16 protein-coding genes, 1 tRNA gene, 1 pseudogene and 1 riboswitch are annotated in these 21,069 nt (G+C 58.1%); of the genes and pseudogenes, 10 read left to right on the top strand and 8 right to left on the bottom strand.

What is annotated here, in order from left to right; all coding sequences use genetic code 11:
• Window positions 1-31 precede the first annotated feature (31 nt).
• From ACR0AM_RS03975 to ACR0AM_RS03950, 6 genes are all read right to left on the bottom strand, one after another.
• Entirely contained in the window at window positions 32-2,539 is a 2,508-nt protein-coding gene (locus ACR0AM_RS03975; protein ID WP_480622184.1) for a GcvT family protein, read from the bottom strand.
• Between the two features lie 142 nt (window positions 2,540-2,681).
• Window positions 2,682-2,960, bottom strand: coding sequence for a hypothetical protein (locus tag ACR0AM_RS03970; protein WP_480537374.1), 279 nt, complete (start codon window positions 2,958-2,960; stop codon window positions 2,682-2,684).
• A gap of 86 nt (window positions 2,961-3,046) precedes the next feature.
• Window positions 3,047-4,456, bottom strand: coding sequence for an FAD-binding oxidoreductase (locus ACR0AM_RS03965; RefSeq protein WP_480622183.1), 1,410 nt, complete (start codon window positions 4,454-4,456; stop codon window positions 3,047-3,049).
• Window positions 4,457-4,550: 94 nt separating this feature from the next.
• A complete protein-coding gene (ggt, locus tag ACR0AM_RS03960) occupies window positions 4,551-6,341 on the bottom strand; it encodes a gamma-glutamyltransferase (RefSeq protein ID WP_480622182.1) in 1,791 nt (596 codons plus the stop codon).
• A gap of 111 nt (window positions 6,342-6,452) precedes the next feature.
• Complete coding sequence (locus ACR0AM_RS03955; protein ID WP_480475679.1) at window positions 6,453-6,842, bottom strand: GFA family protein; 390 nt, start codon at window positions 6,840-6,842, stop codon at window positions 6,453-6,455.
• 20 nt (window positions 6,843-6,862) lie between these two features.
• A complete protein-coding gene (locus ACR0AM_RS03950) occupies window positions 6,863-7,849 on the bottom strand; it encodes a 2-hydroxyacid dehydrogenase (RefSeq protein WP_480622181.1) in 987 nt (328 codons plus the stop codon).
• A 198-nt stretch (window positions 7,850-8,047) separates the two neighbouring features.
• Here ACR0AM_RS03950 and ACR0AM_RS03945 point away from each other — a divergent pair, with 198 nt between their 5' ends.
• The 6 genes and pseudogenes from ACR0AM_RS03945 to ACR0AM_RS03920 all read left to right on the top strand — a co-directional run.
• Window positions 8,048-8,509, top strand: coding sequence for an SH3 domain-containing protein (locus tag ACR0AM_RS03945; RefSeq protein WP_480554140.1), 462 nt, complete (start codon window positions 8,048-8,050; stop codon window positions 8,507-8,509).
• Between the two features lie 111 nt (window positions 8,510-8,620).
• Window positions 8,621-9,610: an NADPH:quinone reductase gene (locus ACR0AM_RS03940; protein WP_480475677.1), complete on the top strand. Its 990-nt coding sequence runs from the start codon at window positions 8,621-8,623 to the stop codon at window positions 9,608-9,610.
• Between the two features lie 90 nt (window positions 9,611-9,700).
• Window positions 9,701-9,775 (top strand) — tRNA-Gln (locus ACR0AM_RS03935).
• Between the two features lie 161 nt (window positions 9,776-9,936).
• A riboswitch (cobalamin riboswitch) is annotated at window positions 9,937-10,128 on the top strand.
• Window positions 10,129-10,281: 153 nt separating this feature from the next.
• A complete protein-coding gene (locus tag ACR0AM_RS03930; protein WP_480622180.1) occupies window positions 10,282-11,286 on the top strand; it encodes an ABC transporter substrate-binding protein in 1,005 nt (334 codons plus the stop codon).
• Complete coding sequence (locus ACR0AM_RS03925; RefSeq protein ID WP_480519006.1) at window positions 11,283-12,332, top strand: FecCD family ABC transporter permease; 1,050 nt, start codon at window positions 11,283-11,285, stop codon at window positions 12,330-12,332. Before ACR0AM_RS03930 ends, ACR0AM_RS03925 begins: the two co-directional genes overlap by 4 nt.
• Window positions 12,329-12,839, top strand: a pseudogene (locus tag ACR0AM_RS03920) (ABC transporter ATP-binding protein); the annotation flags it as partial. The gene ACR0AM_RS03925 and the pseudogene ACR0AM_RS03920, both read left to right, overlap by 4 nt.
• Before the next feature lie 889 nt (window positions 12,840-13,728).
• Here the strand turns inward: ACR0AM_RS03920 and ACR0AM_RS03915 are convergent.
• Window positions 13,729-14,679, bottom strand: coding sequence for a GlxA family transcriptional regulator (locus ACR0AM_RS03915; protein ID WP_480537370.1), 951 nt, complete (start codon window positions 14,677-14,679; stop codon window positions 13,729-13,731).
• 166 nt (window positions 14,680-14,845) lie between these two features.
• Between ACR0AM_RS03915 and ACR0AM_RS03910 the strand changes: the two genes are divergently transcribed.
• The 4 genes from ACR0AM_RS03910 to ACR0AM_RS03895 are packed head-to-tail and all read left to right on the top strand — an operon-like array spanning window position 14,846 to window position 19,320.
• A complete protein-coding gene (locus ACR0AM_RS03910; RefSeq protein WP_480622179.1) occupies window positions 14,846-15,556 on the top strand; it encodes a GntR family transcriptional regulator in 711 nt (236 codons plus the stop codon).
• 7 nt (window positions 15,557-15,563) lie between these two features.
• A complete protein-coding gene (locus ACR0AM_RS03905) occupies window positions 15,564-16,481 on the top strand; it encodes a dihydrodipicolinate synthase family protein (protein ID WP_480622178.1) in 918 nt (305 codons plus the stop codon).
• 5 nt (window positions 16,482-16,486) lie between these two features.
• The gene (locus ACR0AM_RS03900) at window positions 16,487-17,983 is read left to right on the top strand and encodes an aldehyde dehydrogenase (protein WP_480622177.1); all 1,497 of its coding nucleotides are present in this window, start codon (window positions 16,487-16,489) and stop codon (window positions 17,981-17,983) included.
• Window positions 17,980-19,320 carry an NAD(P)/FAD-dependent oxidoreductase gene (locus ACR0AM_RS03895; RefSeq protein ID WP_480622176.1) on the top strand — a complete coding sequence of 447 codons (1,341 nt, stop codon included), beginning with the start codon at window positions 17,980-17,982 and terminating at the stop codon, window positions 19,318-19,320. The genes ACR0AM_RS03900 and ACR0AM_RS03895 overlap by 4 nt, the downstream gene beginning before the upstream one ends.
• Window positions 19,321-19,329: 9 nt before the next feature.
• Here the strand turns inward: ACR0AM_RS03895 and ACR0AM_RS03890 are convergent, their stop codons facing one another.
• A complete protein-coding gene (locus ACR0AM_RS03890) occupies window positions 19,330-20,877 on the bottom strand; it encodes a trimethylamine methyltransferase family protein (protein WP_480612198.1) in 1,548 nt (515 codons plus the stop codon).
• Window positions 20,878-21,069 lie beyond the last annotated feature (192 nt).

Below are 21,069 nucleotides of genomic sequence, written 5' to 3'. Positions count from 1 at the left end.
AGGCCCCGGAAATTCCGGGGCCTTAGATTGATCAGCCGTCCTTGCGGATGGTTTCGTTTTTCGGATCATAGGGGCTGTCGCATGTCACGACAGCATCCCACAGCTTGTCCTGCATCTTGACCTTCAGCTTGGTGCCTTCGACTGCCAGATCAGGCTTCACATAGCCCATCCCGATCGACTTCTCGAACGCGACAGAATAGCCGCCCGAGGTCAGACGGCCTACACGCTCGCCTTCTGGCGTGTACAGCGCCTCGCGGCCCCACGGGTCAGCATCGGCTGGACCGTCGATCAACAAGGTGCAGCACTTGGCGCGCACACCGGTCTCCTCCAGCTTGGCCTTGCCGTGGAAGTCCTTGGACAGGTCGACAAAGCGCGGCAGGTCGGCTTCCAACGGGGTCGCATCGCGGCCCAGTTCGGTGCCAAAGGCGCGGTAAGATTTCTCCTGACGCAGCCAGTTCTGGGCACGGGCACCAACCAGCTTCATGCCGTGCTTCTCACCGGCCTTTTCCAGCAAATCGAACAGGTAGTTCTGCATCTCGATTGGATGGTGCAGTTCCCAGCCCAGCTCACCGGTATAGGCCACGCGGATCGCGTTGACCGGGCACATGCCCAGTTCGATCTGACGGGCCGACAGCCAAGGGAAGCGTTTGTTGGACAGCGCGGTTTCCGGGTCGGCGTCCTTGATGACCTCTTTCAGAACGTCACGCGACTTGGGTCCGGCGATCGCGAAGACGCCCCACTGGGTGGTCACGTCCTGGATCTCGATGTAGCCGAACTCCTCCATCTTGTCCTCGGCCGCTTTACGCAGGTAGTCGGCGTCGTACTCGGTCCATGCGCCGGCAGAGACGATGTAGTAGTTGTTCTCGCCATTGCGGACGATGGTGTATTCGGTACGGGTGGTCCCGTGCGAGGTCAGCGCGTAGGTCAGGTTGATACGACCGACCTTAGGCAGCTTGTTGCAGGTGAACCAGTCCAGGAACTGAGTGGCACCGGGGCCTTTGACAACATGCTTGGTGAAAGCCGATGCGTCGATCAGGCCAACGCCTTCGCGGATCGCCTTGGCCTCTTCGACGGCATATTGCCACCAGCCGCCACGACGGAACGAGCGTGCTTCCTTGTCGAAATTCTCGGGCGCGTCCAGCGGGCCGTAATAGTTCGGGCGTTCCCAGCCATTGACCCAGCCGAATTGAGCACCGCGAGCCTTCTGGCGATCATAGGCCGGAACGGTGCGCAGCGGACGGCAGGCTTCACGCTCTTCATCCGGGTGGTGCAGGATGTAGACATGCTCGTAGCATTCTTCATTCTTGCGTGCCGCGAACTCGGTGGTCATCCAGTTGCTGCTGTAACGCTTAGGGTCCAGCGATGCCATGTCGATCTCGGCTTCGCCATCGACCATCATCTGTGCCAGATAATAGCCGGTGCCACCCGCAGCGGTGATGCCAAAGCTGAAACCCTCGGCCAGCCACATGTTGCGCAAACCCGGAGCCGGACCAACCAGCGGGTTGCCATCCGGTGTATAGCAGATCGGGCCGTTGAAATCATCCTTCAGGCCGGATTCGGCACAGGACGGCACGCGCTCGGCCATTGCCATGTACTGCTCGGCGATCCGGTCCAGATCCAGTGGGAACAGGTCGGCGCGGAAGCTGTCCGGAACGCCGAATTCGAACTGCGCAGGGGCGCCGTGTTCGTAGATACCAAGAATCCAGCCACCGCGTTCTTCACGCGCATAGGATTCGTTGTCGGCGTCGCGGACAACGGGGTGCTCGGGGTTGCCTGCTTCGCGCCATTTGACCAACTCGGGGTCTTTATCCATGACGATAAAGGTATGTTCCACCGGGATAGCAGGCATTTTGATGCCCAGCATCTTGGCGGTGCGCTGCGCGTGGTTGCCCGACGCGGTCACAACATGTTCGGCGGTGATTACGACCTGCTCGTCGGAAGGCACCAGGTTGCCGCCCTTTTCGACCATCTTGGTGCAGGTCACTTCCCAGTGCGTGCCGTTCCAGTGGAACGCGTCAGCCTGCATCTTGCGCACGATTTCGACGCCACGTTGACGGGCCCCCTTGGCCATTGCCTGAGTCACATCGGCAGGGTTAATATAACCGTCCTCGGTGTGATAGATCGCGCCCTTCAGATCCGATGTCTCGATCAGCGGCCAGCGTTCCTTGATCTGGTCCGGGGTCAGCCACTCGTATTTCACATCACAGGTTTCGGCGGTCGAGGCATAGAGCATGTATTCGTCCATACGCTCTTGCGTCTGTGCCATGCGCAGGTTGCCCACAACCGCGAAGCCCGCATTCAGGCCGGTTTCTTCCTCAAGCGTCTTGTAGAAATCCACGGAATACTTGTGGATATGGGTCGTCGCATAAGACATGTTGAACAGCGGCAACAGGCCCGCGGCGTGCCAGGTGGACCCGGACGTAAGTTCGTCCCGTTCGATCAACATCACATCGTCCCAGCCTGCTTTGGCCAGGTGATAGGCAATCGAGGTCCCGACGGCGCCGCCGCCTACGACCAATGCTTTGACTTGGGTTTTCATAACCGGGCGTCTCCCCTTGAAATCAGTTGACACCATATGGCGTACTTAAGGGGGATAGCGCGACATTCATCCGACCAGTGATATGAAAAAAACGACCCGAATATCGAAAGCGGGTCGCAATTCATTCGTCCGGCCGCTGCCCTCAACCACTGGAACGGCAGCGTTTGCTTGTTCCGACCGAGACGCAGACCAATTTGCCGCTTTCGTCCGAGGGACTTTTCACCGCCGGTTCCTGTGATGGCGAAGGCTGCGCCTCTGCCGTGAACCAGCCGTCAGAAAGACCGACACGCGAGGATACCGAGGCAAGATATTCTTTCATGCCAAAGCCATTTTCCGATGCTTTGGCTTGCTGAACATAGTCCAGCCCTGCAACGGCCAACCCGCAGATGGCTACAAACCCCGCCAGATATTTTACGCTCATGTCGACCATCCTCTGTCATCAACCCTTTGAAACCATGACATGTGGACGTTTTGAGGGCGCAAATACGGACCAGGGGGTGAATATGGCTACGTGTCATCCGACAAGATCTTGCCGGGATTCATGATGTTGTCTGGGTCCAGCGCGGCCTTGATCGCAGCCATGTATCGCGTGGCGGCGCCCAGTTCCCTGATCAGATACGGTCTCTTTCCCTGCCCGATGCCATGTTCACCGGTACATGTGCCTTCCATGGATATCGCCATGTCGTTCAGCCAGCCGACAAACGCCTCGGCCTTGGTAACTTCTTCCACGTTTTCCATGTCGATCAGCAGCAGCGTATGAAAATTGCCGTCCCCCACATGGCCCACGATGGGGGCCAACAAGCCGAGGCCGGCAGCCTTCTTCTGCGTCTCGGTCACACACTCGGCCAGGCGCGAGATCGGTACGCAGACATCGGTTGAAATACCCCGCGCACCGGGGCGCAATTGCAGACACGCCCAATACATATCGTGCCGCGCCTGCCAAAGTTTGTTCCGTTCTTCGGTGGTCGAAGTTGCTGCAAAATCCGTGCCACCAAATTCCTCGGCGATCTGACCAAAGGTTTCAGCCTGCTCTACCGCACTGCTTTCCGAGCCGTGAAATTCCAGCAACAACAACGGTGTATCCGGCAGACTCAGCCCGGAATAGGCGTTGGCGGCCTGAACCGACAACTCGTCCAGCAACTCGATCCGGGCAACCGGGATGCCGTACTGAATTGTCATCATCACCGCACGGCACGCGGCGTCGACGGTCGGAAAGGAACACCGGGCCGAACTGATCGCTTCGGGGATACCCTGCAACCGCAATGTCAGCTCGGTGATGATTCCCAACGTGCCTTCGGCCCCGATCAGAAGACGGGCCAGATCATAGCCGGCTGAAGATTTCTTGGCCCGGTGCCCGGTACGAATGATCTGACCGTCTGGCATTACGGCTTCAAGGCTGAGAACGTTGTCTTTCATCGTCCCATAGCGCACTGCATTGGTGCCCGACGCGCGGGTAGCAGCCATCCCACCCAGCGACGCATTCGCCCCGGGATCAATCGGAAAGAACAGGCCCAGATCGCGCAAGTGTTTATTCAACGCTTCGCGCGAGACACCGGGCTGCACGACACAATCCAGATCCTCGGCATGAACTGCAAGCACACTGTCCATCTGTGTCAGATCGACCGAGATTCCCCCCGCCGGCGCATTTACATGCCCTTCCAGCGATGTTCCTGTTCCGAACGGGATCACTGGCACCCGGTGCGCCGCACAAGTTTTGACGATGTCCGAAACCTCTTGCGTCGAATGCGGGAAAACCACGGCATCGGGGCTTTGGTTTTCGATCCAGGTCGTGGTGTGCCCGTGTTGTTCACGGACAGCGGCACCCGTTTGCAACCTGTCGCCAAAGCGCTGCTTGAGAATGCCTATTACGGTTTCAATACCAGCTTCATTCCTTGGTAATGCGGTTGCCTGTACCATTGTCATCCTCCCCAGCCCCAAAAACGTTTTGGGCCTTTCAGCCTATGACTAAAAGGCCCGTTAAAAGCAGGCAATCCCCACAAATACCGAGGGCCTATTCGCCCAGCGCAATCCCTTCGCGGCGCGGGTCGGCACCACCGCTCAGCCTGTCACCGATTTCGATGGCGTGCAGCCCCGAAGTCAGGTCGCGTGCGTTGACTTCGAAACCCAGCTGAGCAAGCGCGTCTGTAAAACCTTCTGCCGAAGTCGCAGCCTCGACATCATATGTTCCGAACCGGTTGACCAGATGAGGTAGGGAAACCGCTTGCTGCACATCCATTCCCCAATCGGCCCAGGCGATGATGGACTTGGCGACATAGCCGATAATCCGGCTGCCGCCCGGAGACCCGATAGCCAGAACCGGCTCACCATCCTGCAACACGATAGTCGGGCTCATGGATGAGCGCGGACGCTTGCCGGGCTCCAGCCGGTTGGCAATCGGCACACCGTCGCTGTGTGTCTTGAACGAGAAATCCGTAAGCTCGTTGTTCAGCAGGAACCCGTTTGTCATCAGGCGCGACCCAAAACCATTCTCGATCGTCGTCGTCATCGACAACACATTGCCATAGCTGTCCACGATCGAGATATGCGAGGTTGACGGCAGTTCCAGCGACACGTCGTCCGCCCAAATCAAAGCATGGTCAAATTCCGGTTTACCCGGTGCGACCTCGGACAAGGCCACTTCGCTTTCCAGCAAAGCCGCCCGCTGGGACAAGTAACCCGGATCAACCAGCCCCTTGGTGGGCATGGGTATGAAATCGCTATCTGCCATGTACCGCCCACGATCCGCAAAGGCGAGGCGCGAAGCATCGCCGATCAGGCGCCATGCCTCGGCACTTTCGGCGCCCATTGCTGCAAGATCATAGCTGTTCAACATCCCCAGAATCTGCCCGACGGTCAGGGCACCCGACGACGGCGGGCCCATGCCGCAAACCTCGTAGGCGCGGTAATCGGCACAGACCGGTTTACGTTCGATCACCTGGTAGAGCGCCAGATCCACCCCCGCAAGAACGCCGGGATTTCCGGGGGCGTTTCGGACTGTTCGCACAATATCCGCAGCGACCTCACCTCCGTAAAACCCCGCAGCGCCATCGCTGGCCAGCACGCGCAATGTTTCGGCATAATCCGGGTTCATCAAGCGCTGTCCCTGCTGCAACGGCTGACCATCAGGCAGGAAATATGCGGCTGTTTCCGGAAACCGCGACAAGCGTTCGGAATCGTCTGCAACAAGGCTGGCAAGTCGCGGGGACACCAGAAACCCTTCATCCGCCAATCGGATGCCATCGGCAAACAACCCGGGCCAGGACGCGCGCCCCCATCTTCGATGCGCCTCTTCCAGCAGTGCAGGCGTACCCGGTGTACCCACCGACAATCCGCCCACCACCGCATCGAAGAATTTCAGCGGTTCGCCGTTTTCGTCCTGAAAGAGCGTCGGGGTTGCGGCAAGCGGTGCTGTTTCGCGGCCGTCCAGCGTCGTCATTTGCCCGCTGGCCGCGTCGTACCAAACCAGAAACGCACCCCCGCCCAGACCAGAGGATTGCGGCTCGACCAGCCCCAGCACGACCTGCACAGCCACCATCGCATCCGCGGCAGACCCGCCCGCGCGCAGCACTTTGGCCCCGGCCTCCACCGCCAGCGGATTGGCCGCAGCTATCATCCAGTTTTCGGATGTGACCGGAACTCCCTCAAGCTTGGCTTCGAGGGCTGCAATAACCTCATCGGTCATCGCCTGAACCTGCCCCTCTGTCGCGCCCTCAGGGGCGACGGCGTCGGCTGTTTCCTGCGCGAACCCCGGTGTCGAAATAGTAAGTGCGGTAGTAAGCAGCAGTGCTGAAACATGTCTCATCTGTTCTAACCCTCCAATACAATCTTTATTTTCAATCCTGTAAGGATTTTGCCCCCTCTGCAACGATCAGGCATGGTAGCGTGTTATCACAGCGAAGTTTCGCCATATCCGCTATGGTTCGGTTTCTTCGGCGCGACGATCCTGATCATAGCGGGTCATTCCGGTGAATTCGGGCAGCCACGCCTCGCGCCGTGTGGTCCAGCATTCATATGTCGGTGTGAATTGGTCAGGCGCGTCAAGGCTCCCCAAATACACTTCGACTTCGGCACCGCTTCGGGCAAATACCGGAGATCCGCAATCCGGGCAAAAGTACCGGTCAGAATAACCTTTCACATTGCCGGTGATCTTAACCGCATCCGCCGGGAAAATGGCTGCCGCATAAAACAACGCGCCATGGTGTTTGCGGCAGTCCAGACAATGGCAAATCCCGACGCGAAGAGGACGGCCCGAAGCCTTGATGCGCAGATTTCCACAGCGGCATCCCCCTTCAAACAAATCCATCCATGATCCTTTCCGACGCGTCAGAGCATCGCAGGCACAACCTGATCCGGTGGGCGGTGGCCATCTTCGAAGGTTTTGATGTTGATGATGACCTTTTCACCCATCTCAACCCGCCCCTCCAGCGTGGCCGACCCCATATGCGGCAGTAGAACCACGTTGGGCAATTGCCGCAAGCGCGGGTTCACACTGGTTCCCTGTTCGTAGACATCCAGCCCCGCGCCCGCAATTTCCCCCGTACGGATCATCCGGGTCAAAGCGTTCTCGTCAATAACCTCACCCCGCGAAGTATTCACGATCACTGCCGAGGGTTTCATTAGCTTCAGGCGGCGCGCGTTCATCAGGTGGAAGGTCGACGGCGTCGATGGACAGTTGATCGATATCACATCCATACGCGCCACCATCTGATCCAGGCTTTCCCAATAGGTCGCCTCCAGTTCTTGCTCAATCTCTGGGCGCAATCGGCGGCGGTTGTGATAATGGATCTGCATACCAAACGCCTTGGCGCGGCGGGCCACGGCCTGTCCGATCCGGCCCATACCCAGAATTCCCAGTCGCCGCCCGCCAATGCGACCACCCAGAAACGCGGTGGGTGCCCACCCGGTCCAGTCGCCTTGCTGCATGACGCTCAACCCTTCGGGAATGCGCCGTGTCACAGCGAGAATCAGGGCCATGGTCATATCTGCCGTGTCGTCGGTCAGCACGCCGGGCGTGTTGGACACCAATATGCCGCGCTGCCGCGCCGTCGCCACATCGATATTGTCGACACCAGCCCCGTAATTGGCGATCAGCCGCAGCTTTTCACCCGCCTGACCCAATAGCCCGCCATCAATGGTATCGGTCACCGTGGGCACCAGCACATCGGCATCCTGCACCGCTGCTACTAATTCCTCACGCGTCATTGGGGTGTCGTCGTCGCGCAGGCGCACGTCAAACAATTCGCTTAACCGGGTTTCTACTGCCTCAGGCAACCGTCGCGTAACAACAACACTTAAACGTTCTCTTGGCACCTCGGCTCTCCCACTGCTTTGCAAACGGACGCGCGCCATGGCATCGTGGCGCAGGATAAGGCGGGGCACAAGAACCCCAATGGCATTGAGTCGACCTTTTTTCAAAACCGGATCAACAGGCATAAGAGCGGGCAGTCAGTGAGTGGCATTCTACCTGTAAAACGCCAATCTCTGGCGGCAGTTTCCGTATTTCTGGTCATGTTCGGTGTCTGTGCCGCACATGCCGAGGTCAAACGCGGTTCGGTCACCAACCTACCCCTGCCCCGCTATGTTTCGATGAAGGCAGCCGAAGGCAACGTGCGACGCGGACCATCCCTAACCCACCGAATCGACTGGGTATTCAAACGGCGCGGCATGCCGCTGCAGGTCACCGCCGAATACGGAAACTGGCGCAAGGTTCAGGACCGCGACGGCGCGGGTGGCTGGGTTCACTATGCCTTGTTGTCTGGCGTTCGAACGGTGCTGATCGAATCCGAGATGCTGCCTGTTTATGCCCGCCCCGATCCAGCCTCGCCCGTGAACGCTCATTTCGAGACCGGAGTAGTGGCGCGCCTTGGAACCTGTTCGCAGGACTGGTGCCGGATCACCGCTGGCGGATACCGTGGCTGGACATTGAAATCGAACCTTTGGGGCGTCGATCCTTCCGAAATTCGGGAATAGGCGAAAGACGAATTCCGGTATCCGCGGTTGCGCATCGCCCTGAAAAAGCGCGACAAGGTGTTTGAGTTACCGGCCCAATCGCCGCTTAACTCGACCTAAATGGAGGACGCTATGCGCGCAGTCACTTATTCAGCCTTCGGAGACGCTGTCGATGTCTTGCGTATACAGGATATTCCCCTGATCCAGCCTGAACCAGGTGAAGTCACGGTCGAGTTGTCCTATTCCGGCGTAAACCCCTCGGATATCAAGGCCCGTGCGGGAACCCGGCCGGGTGTCACGGAACCCCCGTTTCCGCTGATCGTTCCGCACAGCGACGGGGCTGGAGTCATCACAGCGGTTGGTGATGGAGTACCCGCGGCGCGGATTGGCCGGCGCGTGTGGATTTGGAACGGGCAATGGCAGCGCGCATTTGGTACAGCTGCCAGCCACATCACCCTGCCCGAATCTCAGGCTGTCGAACTGCCCGAGACAGTGTCACTTGAAACCGGGGCAATTCTTGGAATTCCGGGCCTAACCGCAAGCCATGCGGTGTTCTCGGGCGGCGCACCGGGCGGGCAAACCATATTGATCCATGGCGGGGCGGGCACCGTCGGGTATCTGGCTGTGCAGCTTGCCAAATGGGCCGGAGCCAAAGTGATCGCAACGGCCAGCGCCCGCAACTTTGACCGGGTCAAGGCAGCTGGTGCGGATGTCGTGCTCGACTACACCGGTGAACACCTTTCGGATCAGATCCTCGATGCAAATGATGGGCATGCAATCGGTCGAATCGTCGATGTCGAATTTGGACAGAACCTTGCCACCAACATTGCCGTCATCGCCGAAAACGGCCGTATCAACGCATATGGATCTGCCCGGAATATGACACCTGTCTTTCCCTTTGGACCCATGATGTTCAAGGCCGTGACGCTCGAAGCGGTTCTGATCTACCTGCTGCCCGCGGACTTGCGCGCCACCGCAATAAAGACATTACACAAGGCACTGACTGATGGCGCACTGATCTGCCCCGTTCACAAGGTCTTTACGTTGGAAGAATGCGCTGCGGCCCATGCGCTGGTACAAGAAGGCAACCGTACCGGAGCGGTGTTGATCGATACCAAATGAGGGGCCTTCAAAAAAAATTTACGGCGCTCGCTTTTTTTGCAAAACGCTCTTGAACCCTGCCATCAACAATCGTAGATAGCCGCTCACCGTTGGGGTGTAGCCAAGTGGTAAGGCAGCGGTTTTTGGTACCGTGTATCGTAGGTTCGAATCCTACCACCCCAGCCATGATTTTCCTATATATCACACACCGACGTCCTCGGGGCGGATTGTAGCGCCTTCTCAGCGGCTTGTCTGACGTCAGCACCATGTTGAGACGCGCAGGTTCATGCCCTTGGGAGAAAATGGGAAAGACCCCCGAGTTTTTTCTTGCCGCAGAGTAAGTGTTAAGGTACCCGCGTTTTACCGGTCCCGATGTGGCTAAGAGGGAATCCGAGGTGCCTTTTGGTGCCAACCGGAACTGCCCCCGCAACTGTAGGCGGCGAGCGCTGTCCATTCCGTCACTGGGCCATTTCGGTCTGGGAAGACAGGACAGACAAAGACCCGTCAGTCAGGAGACCTGCCGGTATGAAACCGAAACACACCGGGCGGGGTTGTCCGGGGAGGTTGCCGAAGAAACGCGCCGGGCGGGCTATGTACCACTCTGCGCTCACAGCAGGCAGAAAAGCGTCTGTTGCTTCGGTAAATGCCCATTCACCCGTTCTCTGGTCATTGACACATGGAGATCGATTGTCATGTTTCTACGCACTGGCCTGATTGGCCTTTCCTTGCTGGCTACCAGCGCTGCCGCCGAAGGAAACTTTCCCTTAACCATCGAAAACTGCGGTCACTCGGTCACGTTTGACGCGCCAGTGACGTCGTCAGTCACGGTCGGCCAAGCCGCGACCGAGGTGCTTTATGCTCTGGGTCTGGGCGAGCAGGTTCTTGGAACCTCGGTCTGGTTCAACGAGGTGCTGCCTGAATATGCCGAGGTGAATGCCAAGGTAGAGCGTCTGGCAGACAATGATCCCAGCTTTGAAAGCGTTGTTGCCAAGCGGCCGGGACTGGTCGCAGCGCAATATGAATGGCATGTCGGACCCGAGGGCATCGTCGCCACGCGTGAGCAATTTCACGAACTGGGTATTCCAACTTACGTGATGCCTGCGGATTGCGTCGGCAAAGACAATACGGTCGGCGGTGATGGCACCCGCCTGCAAGCGTTCTCGACCGATACGCTGTATCAGGGTATCGAAGAACTGGCGGCAGCCTTTGATGTGTCCGAACGCGGCACGGACCTGGTTGCCGAGTACAAGGCCCGTGAAGCCGCAGCCGTCGCCAAGGCGCAAGCCGTGAAGCTGGACGATGTGTCCGCCGTATTCTGGTTTTCCTCTCCTGAAATGGAAAGCGATCCGTTTGTGGCCGGGCAGAAGGGCGCACCGGGATACATGATGAGCACATTGGGCATCCGCAACGTCGTCGAGACGGATGAAGAATGGCCAACAGTGGGCTGGGAAACCATTGCCAAGGCCAATCCGACGGTGATCGTGATTGCCAAGATGGACCGCCGTCGCTTTGCTGCGGACGACTACCTGAAAAAGCTGGAGTTCCTGCGCGCTGATCCGGTGACCAGCCAGATGGATGCGGTCAAGAATGACCGGATTGTCGTTATGGATGCGCAGGCCATGGACGCCACCATCCGCGCAATCCCGGCACTGGAGGATCTGGCCGAGAAGCTGGATACCATCGGAAACAACTTGTGAACGAGGTCGCCGCAATCTTTCGGCAGGGTTTCAAGGCCGCGTGCCTAACTGTGCCACTGTTGATTGCGGCGGTCCTTGCGGGCGCGATGATCGGGGAAACCTCGTTGTCGCCCGATTTGGTTCTCTCCGTTCTGGTCAACAAGCTGGCCGGAGCGGACCTGCCCGTCGACCCAATTGATCAGGGTATTATCTGGAGCTACCGGATTCCTCGCGCTCTGGTCGCTGCGTCCTGCGGTGCCGGTCTGGCTGTCGCAGGGGTCGTGTTGCAGGCATTGCTGCGAAACCCGTTGGCTGACCCTTATATTTTGGGCATTTCTGCCGGGGCCTCGACGGGTGCCGTGGCTGTTACCATCGCTGGTTTGGGCGGGGGAGCTTTGTCGCTGTCTTTTGGCGCGTTCAATGGCGCGCTTTTGGCTTTCGGTTTTGTCGCGTTGCTGGCCCGAGCCTCCGGCGCAGGCGGCGGGCGGGCTGCGACGGCGCAAATCGTTTTGGCGGGAATTGCCGGGTCTCAGTTGTTCAATGCGCTAACGGCCTTCATCATCGCCAAATCCGCCAATGCCGATCAGGCGCGCGGGATCATGTTCTGGCTGATGGGAAACCTCAGTGGCGTGCGCTGGCCGGATGTATATCTGGCCATTCCGGTGGCCCTTGCCGGCTGGCTTATTTGCCGCTTTCACGCCAGAGCTTTGGACGCATTTATTTTCGGCACTGATTCAGCGGCCTCGCTGGGCATACCGGTGCGGCGGGTGCAGGCAACCCTGATCTTCGCCACCGCGCTGACAACAGCGGTCATGGTTTCGATCGTCGGGTCCATCGGCTTTGTCGGGCTGGTCATCCCTCATGCTGCCCGGTTCCTTGTAGGACCGGGGCATCGCAGGCTTATCCCAACGGCCGCCTTGATCGGAGCGGTCTTCCTGATCGGCGCCGATATAGTGTCGCGCATCATCATCCCGGGTCAGGTTCTGCCGATTGGGGTGGTTACCGCCCTGATCGGTGCGCCTGCCTTTGCCGTAATTCTGGTGCGCGGCCAGAGGAACGCCCAATGAAGATCGAGGCGCAAAACCTGACATTTTCGGTTCGCGGCAAGACTTTGCTGTCAGACGTATCGTTTGTCGTGGAGCCCGGCGAAACACTGGCTTTGGTCGGACCCAACGGTTCGGGCAAATCAACTCTGATGCGCCTGTTGGCGGGTTTGGCACGTCCGGTTTCGGGAAAAGTCGTCATAGCGGGCCATCCCGTTTCGCATTTGTCGCGCAGACAGATTGCCCAACGGATTGCCATTGTTGAACAACAGGCTGATACAGCCGAACGCGTAACTGCACGGTCCGTGGTCGAGCTGGGCCGCACGCCCTGGCTGTCGGCCTTACGGCCCTGGCGCGCCGAAGATACCAGACAAGTCGACAAAGCTCTGCAAACTGTGGAAATGGCCGATATGGCACACAGAGAATGGGCAACATTGTCTGGAGGAGAGCGCCAGCGGTTGCACATCGCGCGTGCATTGGCGCAGCAACCGGGCCTTTTGCTTTTGGACGAACCGACCAACCATCTGGACATACATCACCAACTGTCGATCCTGGACTGTGTTCGAATTCTAAAAGTGACAACGGTGATGGCACTGCACGATTTGAATCAGGCAATGGCCTGTGATCGCGTGGCTGTTTTATCAAAAGGACAGCTGGTTTCTCTTGGCCCGCCTGAACAAGCCTTGTCTTTGCAAACCGTTTCAGAAGTTTTCGGTGTCAAAGCACAGTGGGGGTATAGTGCCGGCGGGACGGAACGGTTTCTGTCCTATCATCTGGACTGACGGATCCCGATCGCTTCTGGTCGCACAGGATATCAGCGTCGTCAGCGCGCCATACCAGATAAGTACAATCTACGGCCTCGAAGGCGTATTCCGACGGCGAGCAAGCTTGATCTGGGTTTCCTCACAAACTGCAAAATTGCTCGTCGAATGCTGTCTTGATTCTAACAGAAATAGGATTCGTTCGTTTTCTTGCCTTCCAAGATGATCGGCAGGCGCGTCGTCCGAGCGTCGGTCGACCAAACCCTTGTGGTGTGTTCACTACTTGTTTTGAACCGTGAATCAGATTCCTTTCGGAAACCACTGGGACCTGACCCAAATCTCGAAACGCCATCAGCTTGAACAGATCGCGGCGACCGCACGTCGATATTGCAGATTACCCCCAATCAAAGCCTCAACTTGAGCCTTAAATTAACGGTAGATTAACGAAACAGGGCACAACAAACCTGTCGATGACAAGTTCTTGATATACTTATGCCAATATCGAGATTTATTGGTGGGTAATCCTGCCGATCTGTTGACTAGTCCAGTTTTAACGAGGGGGTATCTCGGCGGGATCAGGGGGTGCCAGGTCGGACCTGTTCAAGGTCAGCGGATCGCGGCACCCCCGTCGGCAGGTAGAAGCAGCAATCTATCCGATTTCAGTTGATCTTGTTGCGCTGCGCGTGCGGTGTGATGCCAAAACTGGACCGGTATACCCGAGAGAAATGTCCCGGATTTTCAAAACCACAGGCCACGGCGACCTCGGTGACCGACGCTTCGGTTTGCAAAAGCAGCTTCCGGGCCCGTTCCAGCCGCATTTCCATAAAGTACCGTTTGGGCGAAGTGTTGAGGTACTTGCCAAACAACCGTTCAAGTTGACGGGTTGAGATACCCAAATTGTCTGCAATGAAGGATGGTGAAACTGGGGTTTCCAGACTGTCCTGCATAATATCTATCGCCTTTGCCAGATGGGCATTGCGCATTCCATTGCGCGACTGCAGCGAAACGCGCTGCTTAGCGGTCGCATTACGCACAGTGTTATAGACCATTTGATCCGCAACATCGGTGGCCAGCTCTTCGCCATGGTCGCGTTCAATAAGATGCAGCATCAGGTCTGCGGTCGCGGTCCCACCTGATGCGGTAATGTGTTTTTCGTCGGCGACAAAGACGCTGCGCACCAGATTGATATCCGGAAAGGCTTCCATGAACGCGTCGTGGTATTCCCAATGGATCGCCGCCTGCATACCGTTGAGGAACCCGGCCTCGGCCAGCAGCCACGCGCCGGAACACAATGCCCCGATCCGCGTTCCACGCGCTCGTTCGCGCCGCAGTGTGGCCAGAAGGGAACGGGTCACGTGGTCACGCATGTGAATGCCCGACAAAACAAAGAGCTGATCGCACTTGGACAGTTCCTCAAGTCCGGAATGCACAAGGGTGACGGACCCATTGGAAGACACGGCCTGCTCGCCCTGTTCGGATACAAATGACCAACGATACAGCTCTTCGCCACTCACAAGGTTGGCGATTCTCAGCGGCTCGACCGCACAGGAAAAGGCGAGGTGCGAAAACTCCTCGACCAGGATGAAGGCGAAGTGCTGCGTCTGAGGCATGAGCAGAACCATTTCCAAACTGGGCCGACGCCCGAACGTGAGTCTATTTAGCAGACATCCATGCTGCACGAGATTTTTTTGTATACAAGTTGTATTTTTTAGAAATACAAAACTGTGACCTCCGCGATTCGAACGCAGCTGCCACAGGACATAGTGAGGCCAAAGGATGAAAGACGAAGCCACGTCGCGCAAAAATGCGCTAAGAGAACACCTGAAGATGTCCATCCTGACTCTGCGCCTTCGTCCAGGTGACGATCTGGATGAGGCGCATCTGTCCGATGAATTCGGCCTGTCGCGCACACCTCTGCGCGAAGTGTTTCGTCAACTGGCTGGCGAAGGCTATCTGGATCTGCGAAAAAACCGCAGTGCCCGTGTTTCGGAAATGTCCTACACCACGCTGCGCGATTTCTTCCTTGCCGCACCGATGATCTACGGGGCTATCCTGCGTCTGGCGGCAGAGAACGCGACTAACGCGCAAATCGCTGACCTGAAAGCGGCTCAGCACGCGTTCAAAGCTGCCCTTCATTCAGGGTCGGCCGAGGATTGCGCACTTGCCAACAACCGTTTTCATGACGTGACCGGAGAGATGTCCGGCAATGTCTACCTGCTTCCGTCATTCAACCGGCTGCTGATCGATCACGCACGGATTGGTATGACGTTTTATCGGCCGCAGACAGTTGAAATGTCCGAAAACCTGTCGCTGGCCAGCCAACAGCATGACGCGATCATCGCAGCCATCGAGGCACGCGATGAAGCTGAGGCGGCGAAACTGGCCGAGGATCACTGGAACCTGTCCCGGGATCAGATCGGGATGTTCGTGATGCCTGACGCACTGGATGTCCCAATGGGTATCCCACCACTTTCGAAACCCGCATGAGGACGGAATGAACCCGATTTTCAAGTTCGAAGGAATTTATACTCCTGTGGTCACCCCCTATCACGACGATGGCAGCGTGAACTGGGACGCCCTGTCCGACGTGATCGAATACCTGATCGAAAATGGTGTGCACGGCCTGATTTCCGGCGGATCCACGGGTGAGAATTATGCCCAGACCGTGCCGGAGCGGCTGGAACTGGCCAAATTCACGCATAAGCACCTGAAAGGGCGGTTGCCCTTGGTCGTTGGCACGGGCGCGATGCTGACTTCGGACTCGATTGCGCTGGCCGCTGGCGCGCGCGATATCGGCGCGGACGCCATCCTGTTGGCCAGCCCGCCCTATTCGGTGCCGACGGATCGCGAAAACGCGCTGAATGCACTGGCCATCGACAAGGCCGCCGACCTGCCGGTGATGCTGTACAACTATCCGCACCGTACCGGCACAATGATGGGGGAAGAGTTCCTTGACCGCGTTGGCCGTAGCCGCAATTTCTGCGGCATCAAGGAAAGCTCGGGCGATATCAACCGGGTCCATTTGCTGGCGCGGGATTATCCGCATATCCAGCTGGGCTGCGGCATGGACGATCAGGCACTTGAGTTTTTCGCCTGGGGCGCACCATTCTGGGTGTGTGGCGGTTCGAACTTCCTGCCAGCGGAACATGTGGCGCTGTATCAGGCCTGCGTGATCGAAGGCAACTTTGTCAAGGGGCGTCGGATCATGTCAGCGATGATGCCGCTGATGCGGGTGCTGGAACAGGGCGGCAAGTTTATCCAGACCATCAAGCATGGCGTCACCATGAACGGTATCGACGCGGGTATCATGCGGCCTCCGCTGAAGGGCCTGAACAAAGATGACAAGCGCGCGCTAGAACAGGTGACGCGCGTGCTGAGAAAGACAATCGCCGACATCGTGGCTGAGGGGTGACAAACATGGATCTGCTGACACAGGACGAGTACAAATCCATCGCCGCAGGTCTGAGCCTGCCGACAGGCGCCTTTATCGACGGCGCGTTTCGTCCGGCGGTTTCGGGCCAGACCTTTGCGACAGAGAACCCTGCAACCGGTGAAAAGCTGGCCGATATCGCATCCTGTGGCGCGGAGGATGTGGACTTTGCCGTCAAGAAAGCTCGTGAGGCGTTCGACGATGGCCGCTGGTCCAAACTGCACCCCGCCGAGCGCAAGGATGTGCTGATCCGGCTGGCCAAACTGATGGCTCGCAGCGCCCGTGAACTGGCGGTAATGGAGAGTATCGACAGCGGCAAGACCATCTACGACTGCGAAACTGTTGATGTGCCCGAGACAATCCACTGCCTGAAGTGGCACGCCGAGGCGATTGACAAGATTTACGATCAGGTTTCACCCGCCAGCGACGATCACATCGCCATGGTGGTGCGCGAGCCAATCGGCGTTGTAGGGTTGGTTCTGCCGTGGAACTTTCCGCTGCTGATGTTGGCATGGAAGATCGGGCCAGCGCTGGCGGCAGGCTGTTCTGTTGTTGTAAAACCGGCGATGGAAACCACTTTGACGACCCTGCGCCTTGCCGAATTGGCGATGCAGGCCGGCTTGCCACGCGGAGTATTGAACATTGTTCCCGGTGGCGGGGCCGAGGTGGGCGAACCCATTGGGCGGCATATGGATATCGACATGGTATCCTTCACAGGCTCGACCGTGACCGGCAAACGTTTTCTGACCTATTCGGCGGAAAGCAACGCCAAAGAGGTGGTGTTGGAGATGGGGGGCAAGAACCCTGCTATCGTCATGGAGGATGCCGAAAACCTCGACCGGGTGGCGGCGCATATCGTCAATGGCGCATTCTGGAACATGGGTGAGAACTGCTCGGCCTCGTCACGCCTGATCGTGCATAAGAAAGTGAAGGCTGAGCTGCTGGAGCGCATCGCGCATCACGCCAAACAATGGAACATCGGCGACCCGCTCGACCCCGAAACCCGCATGGGCGCACTGGTGAGCGAAGACCACTACACCAAGGTTTGTGGCTATCTGGATCAGGCCGAGAACGTGGTGATCGGTGGCAAAGCGGACAACGGGTTTGTCGAGGCCACCGTGGTCGAAGTGCCCGGCAATGACGCTACTTTGGCGCGCGAGGAAATCTTTGGCCCTGTCTTGTCGGTAATTGAAGTCTCGGGCTTTGATGAAGCGATCCAGATCGCGAACGACACCGACTATGGCTTGTGCGCCTCAATCTTCACGGCCAATGTCAAACGTGCCATTCGTGGTGCGCGGATGATCCGCGCAGGCACCGTGACAGTGAACAGCTTCGGCGAAGGTGACATCACGACACCTTTCGGTGGCTACAAGCAATCGGGATTTGGCGGCCGTGATAACTCGATCCATGCTCATGACCAGTACACACAGTTGAAAACCATCTGGATCGATCTGGCCGATGACGCGGATGAGGCCATCGGTTGAGCCGACATGACGCCAAAAGGCTACCCCGGCAGACAGGCCCGTCGGGATGGAATACGATTCTGCCCCCCCAAACACCTCTGGCGGTGCTGGAACGGGACCTGACCGCGGATATCACAATAGTTGGTGGCGGGTTTGCCGGGCTCAGCGCGGCGCGGCGGCTGCATCAATTGGATCCTTCTCTGAAAATCGTTCTGCTGGAAGCCGGTCGTTTCGCGGAGAGCTCGGCAGGCCGGAATTCTGGGTTCATGATCGACCTGCCCCATGACTTGGCCTCGGACAACTACGCAGGCAAGGGATCGGACGCAGATCGCGCCATCATTGCGCTGAACCGCAAGGCCATTGCCTTTGCGACCGAAGTGGCCTCCGATTGCGGGCTGCCACAGGAAATGTTCGACCCCTGCGGCAAATACAATGCGGCCGCCACCAAAGCGGGCGACGCGTATAACCGCGCCTTTGCCGCGCATCTGACCAAACTGGACGAGCCGCATAAGCTTTTAGATCAGCAGCAGATGCAAGAGGTCACGGGCAGCCCGCACTATACCTCGGGGCTTTATGCGCCGGGGACAGTGATGATTCAGCCGGCGGCATATGTGCGAGCGCTGTCCGCCCGTCTGGCCGGGCAGATCGAAGTGTTCGAGCATTCACCCGTTACCGGTTTGGAACAACAAGGCGCAGGCTGGGTGGTCAGCACCAACAAGGCCAAGGTGAGCACCGGGCGGATAATTCTGGCCAATAACGGCCACCTGGAGAGCTTTGGGTTCTACCAGCGGCAATTGATGCACATTTGCCTTTACGCCTCGCTCACAGCCCCGCTGAACGAGGCGCAGATCAAGACACTGGGCGGGAAGTCGCGCTGGTCGGTGACGCCAGCGAACCCGATGGGGACGTCAGTACGGCGCATTTCCGGCAGCTATGGGGATCGCATCCTGATCCGCACCTGCTCCAGCTTTCATCCAACAATCGAGACCAGTCCAATGCGACTGCGCAATGCAGGCTGGGTGCATGACAGAAAGTTCAGGGAACGCTTCCCGCATCTGCCGGATGTGCAGATGGAACATCGCTGGGCCGGGATGCTTTGCCTCAGCCGCAATGGATCAGCCGCGTTCGGTGAGCTTGAGGACGGTGTCTACTCTGCCTGTTGCCAGAACGGTCTGGGCATCGCACGGGGAACACTGCAAGGCATGGGCATCGCTGAACTGGTGCTGGACCGTCGGTCTGTCATCGCCGATCATTTTCTGGCGCAGCCGGACTTGCCGAGTTTGCCGCCCGAGCCATTCGCCTCGCTTGCCGCCAACAGTTATCTGATCTGGAAAGAGTGGCGATCCGGCAAAGAATGAACTTGTCCGTCAAGAAGTCTGGTTCAACTCATCCGCGGCCGGAATTTCCCTCTCGCGGCGGGCGATATAGTCCAGAAGGGCGTCGTTCTTGGCCTCATCCAGCTTGGGTTCCTGATACTCAGCCAAAAGCTTCCTCGCGTAGATCAGGGCGCGTTCGGTGATTTCAACTTCGCCTTCCGCCACCCATTGTTCGATCGAGTTGTTGTCAAACAGTTCGGGCATGAAAAAAGCCGTCTGAAAATTCTCCTGGGTGTGCGGATGCCCCAAATAGTGCCCGCCGGGACCCACATCCGGAATTGCGGCCAAGGCTTCGTCAAAATCATGCCATTTAGGCCCCTCCGCCATCCGATAGGCCATCGCGCATTGTTCCGCGTCCACAACAAACTTGGCGACCGAACAATGCATCCCCGCCTCGTTCCAGCCTGCCGAATGCCAGATGTAGTGGGCCCCTGCATGCAGAACAGCGCCCAGAGTTGTCGCGGATTCGTACCCGGCCTGCGCGTCAAACGTCTTGGCCCCGCCCAGCGTGTTCGAGGTGCGCCATGGCACATCGTAAAAGCGCGCCATCTGACCAATCATGAAATTCATCAGACTGATTTCAGGCGTCCCTGCCATCGGCGCACCGGATTTCATCGAAACGGTTGACAGATAGTGCCCCCAAATCGCCGGACAGCCCTTGCGGATCACCTGCGTATAAGCCAGCGCCGAAAGCGCCTCAGCGGTCAGCTGTGCCACGGTTGCGGGTACCGATGCGGGCGTATTGGCACCGCCCAGAACGAAGGGCGAGCACAAAACCGGCTGATTCCGGCGGCAGAAGGCGCGCATTGCACCCAGCATGGTTTCATCCCAGACCAGCGGGCTGTTGCCATTGCAGTTGCCCGTTGTAACCGGGTGGTCATCAATGAACCCTTGGCCGAAAAGGATATCGCACATGTCCATCACGTCTTCGGCATTCCGGGGCGAGGTGGTCATGCCCATGAACGTTTTGTCCGAGTATTTCATCGACGAATAAGTGATGCGCAGGTGCCGCTGGCTGATCGGGTGATCGTAAGGTTCGACGATATGATGGGCCGAACTGTGCAGTGCAGGCATCATGTGCGACAGTTTATGAAACATCGCCAGATCGTCCAGCGTCGGGTTCCGGCGCACGTCGTCAAGATCACGCAGAAACGGCGCGCCGGTCATCGGCACGAAGATCGAGTGCTTGCCGCCGAGAGCGAGGTTCTTTTGCGGATCGCGTGCGTGATAGGTGAATTGCGCCGGAATGGTCGCGATCAGCTCACGCACCATGTTGCGGTCCAGAAAGACCAGCTCTCCGTCAACCTTCGCGCCCGTTTTCTTCCAGTCTTCCACTGCGGTCGGGTCGCGAAACTGGACACCAACGTTCTCCAGAATATTCATGGCGGCCTTGTCGATAAGCTCAACCTGGCTTCCGTTCATAACTTCGCAATGCGGGATGCCGCGGGTCAAACCCGGCAGCATGTCGAAGTTCGGCGCGGTGCGAAGAGCGCGGCGCGCGGAACGCCCACCGGCACGTGCAAGAGTACGGGTCGACAAGGGGCAATCCTCCTGTTTTGAATCAGACTGACGGAAATACGCCGCGTTCACCTCTCCGATTGCGATATGTGTTTGCAGGAAGCGACACCGCCCTGATGACGGTTTTTCGCCGCGCCTGTTCACGTAAGGTCGTTCAGTCATTTTATCTTGTGTGACCTACTTCACTGCCAATCACGTGCAGACATCTGCAAC

The sequence above is a fragment of the Ruegeria sp. AD9 genome, assembly GCF_056542305.1.
Note: the sequence above shows the minus strand (reverse complement) of the source record. Positions and strands in the feature narration are given on the sequence as shown.

What these genes read in the sequence shown, in the direction of transcription:
- ACR0AM_RS03945 (WP_480554140.1), top strand. Translation starts at nt 8,048, where the DNA reads ATGTTCGGTGTCTGTGCCGCACATGCCGAGGTCAAACGCGGTTCGGTC.
- ACR0AM_RS03900 (WP_480622177.1), top strand. Translation starts at nt 16,487, where the DNA reads ATGGATCTGCTGACACAGGACGAGTACAAATCCATCGCCGCAGGTCTG.
- ACR0AM_RS03955 (WP_480475679.1), bottom strand. Translation starts at nt 6,842, where the DNA reads ATGGATTTGTTTGAAGGGGGATGCCGCTGTGGAAATCTGCGCATCAAG.
- ACR0AM_RS03975 (WP_480622184.1), bottom strand. Translation starts at nt 2,539, where the DNA reads ATGAAAACCCAAGTCAAAGCATTGGTCGTAGGCGGCGGCGCCGTCGGG.
- ACR0AM_RS03910 (WP_480622179.1), top strand. Translation starts at nt 14,846, where the DNA reads ATGAAAGACGAAGCCACGTCGCGCAAAAATGCGCTAAGAGAACACCTG.
- ACR0AM_RS03940 (WP_480475677.1), top strand. Translation starts at nt 8,621, where the DNA reads ATGCGCGCAGTCACTTATTCAGCCTTCGGAGACGCTGTCGATGTCTTG.
- ggt (WP_480622182.1), bottom strand. Translation starts at nt 6,341, where the DNA reads ATGAGACATGTTTCAGCACTGCTGCTTACTACCGCACTTACTATTTCG.
- ACR0AM_RS03965 (WP_480622183.1), bottom strand. Translation starts at nt 4,456, where the DNA reads ATGGTACAGGCAACCGCATTACCAAGGAATGAAGCTGGTATTGAAACC.
- ACR0AM_RS03915 (WP_480537370.1), bottom strand. Translation starts at nt 14,679, where the DNA reads ATGCCTCAGACGCAGCACTTCGCCTTCATCCTGGTCGAGGAGTTTTCG.
- ACR0AM_RS03970 (WP_480537374.1), bottom strand. Translation starts at nt 2,960, where the DNA reads ATGAGCGTAAAATATCTGGCGGGGTTTGTAGCCATCTGCGGGTTGGCC.
- ACR0AM_RS03930 (WP_480622180.1), top strand. Translation starts at nt 10,282, where the DNA reads ATGTTTCTACGCACTGGCCTGATTGGCCTTTCCTTGCTGGCTACCAGC.
- ACR0AM_RS03905 (WP_480622178.1), top strand. Translation starts at nt 15,564, where the DNA reads ATGAACCCGATTTTCAAGTTCGAAGGAATTTATACTCCTGTGGTCACC.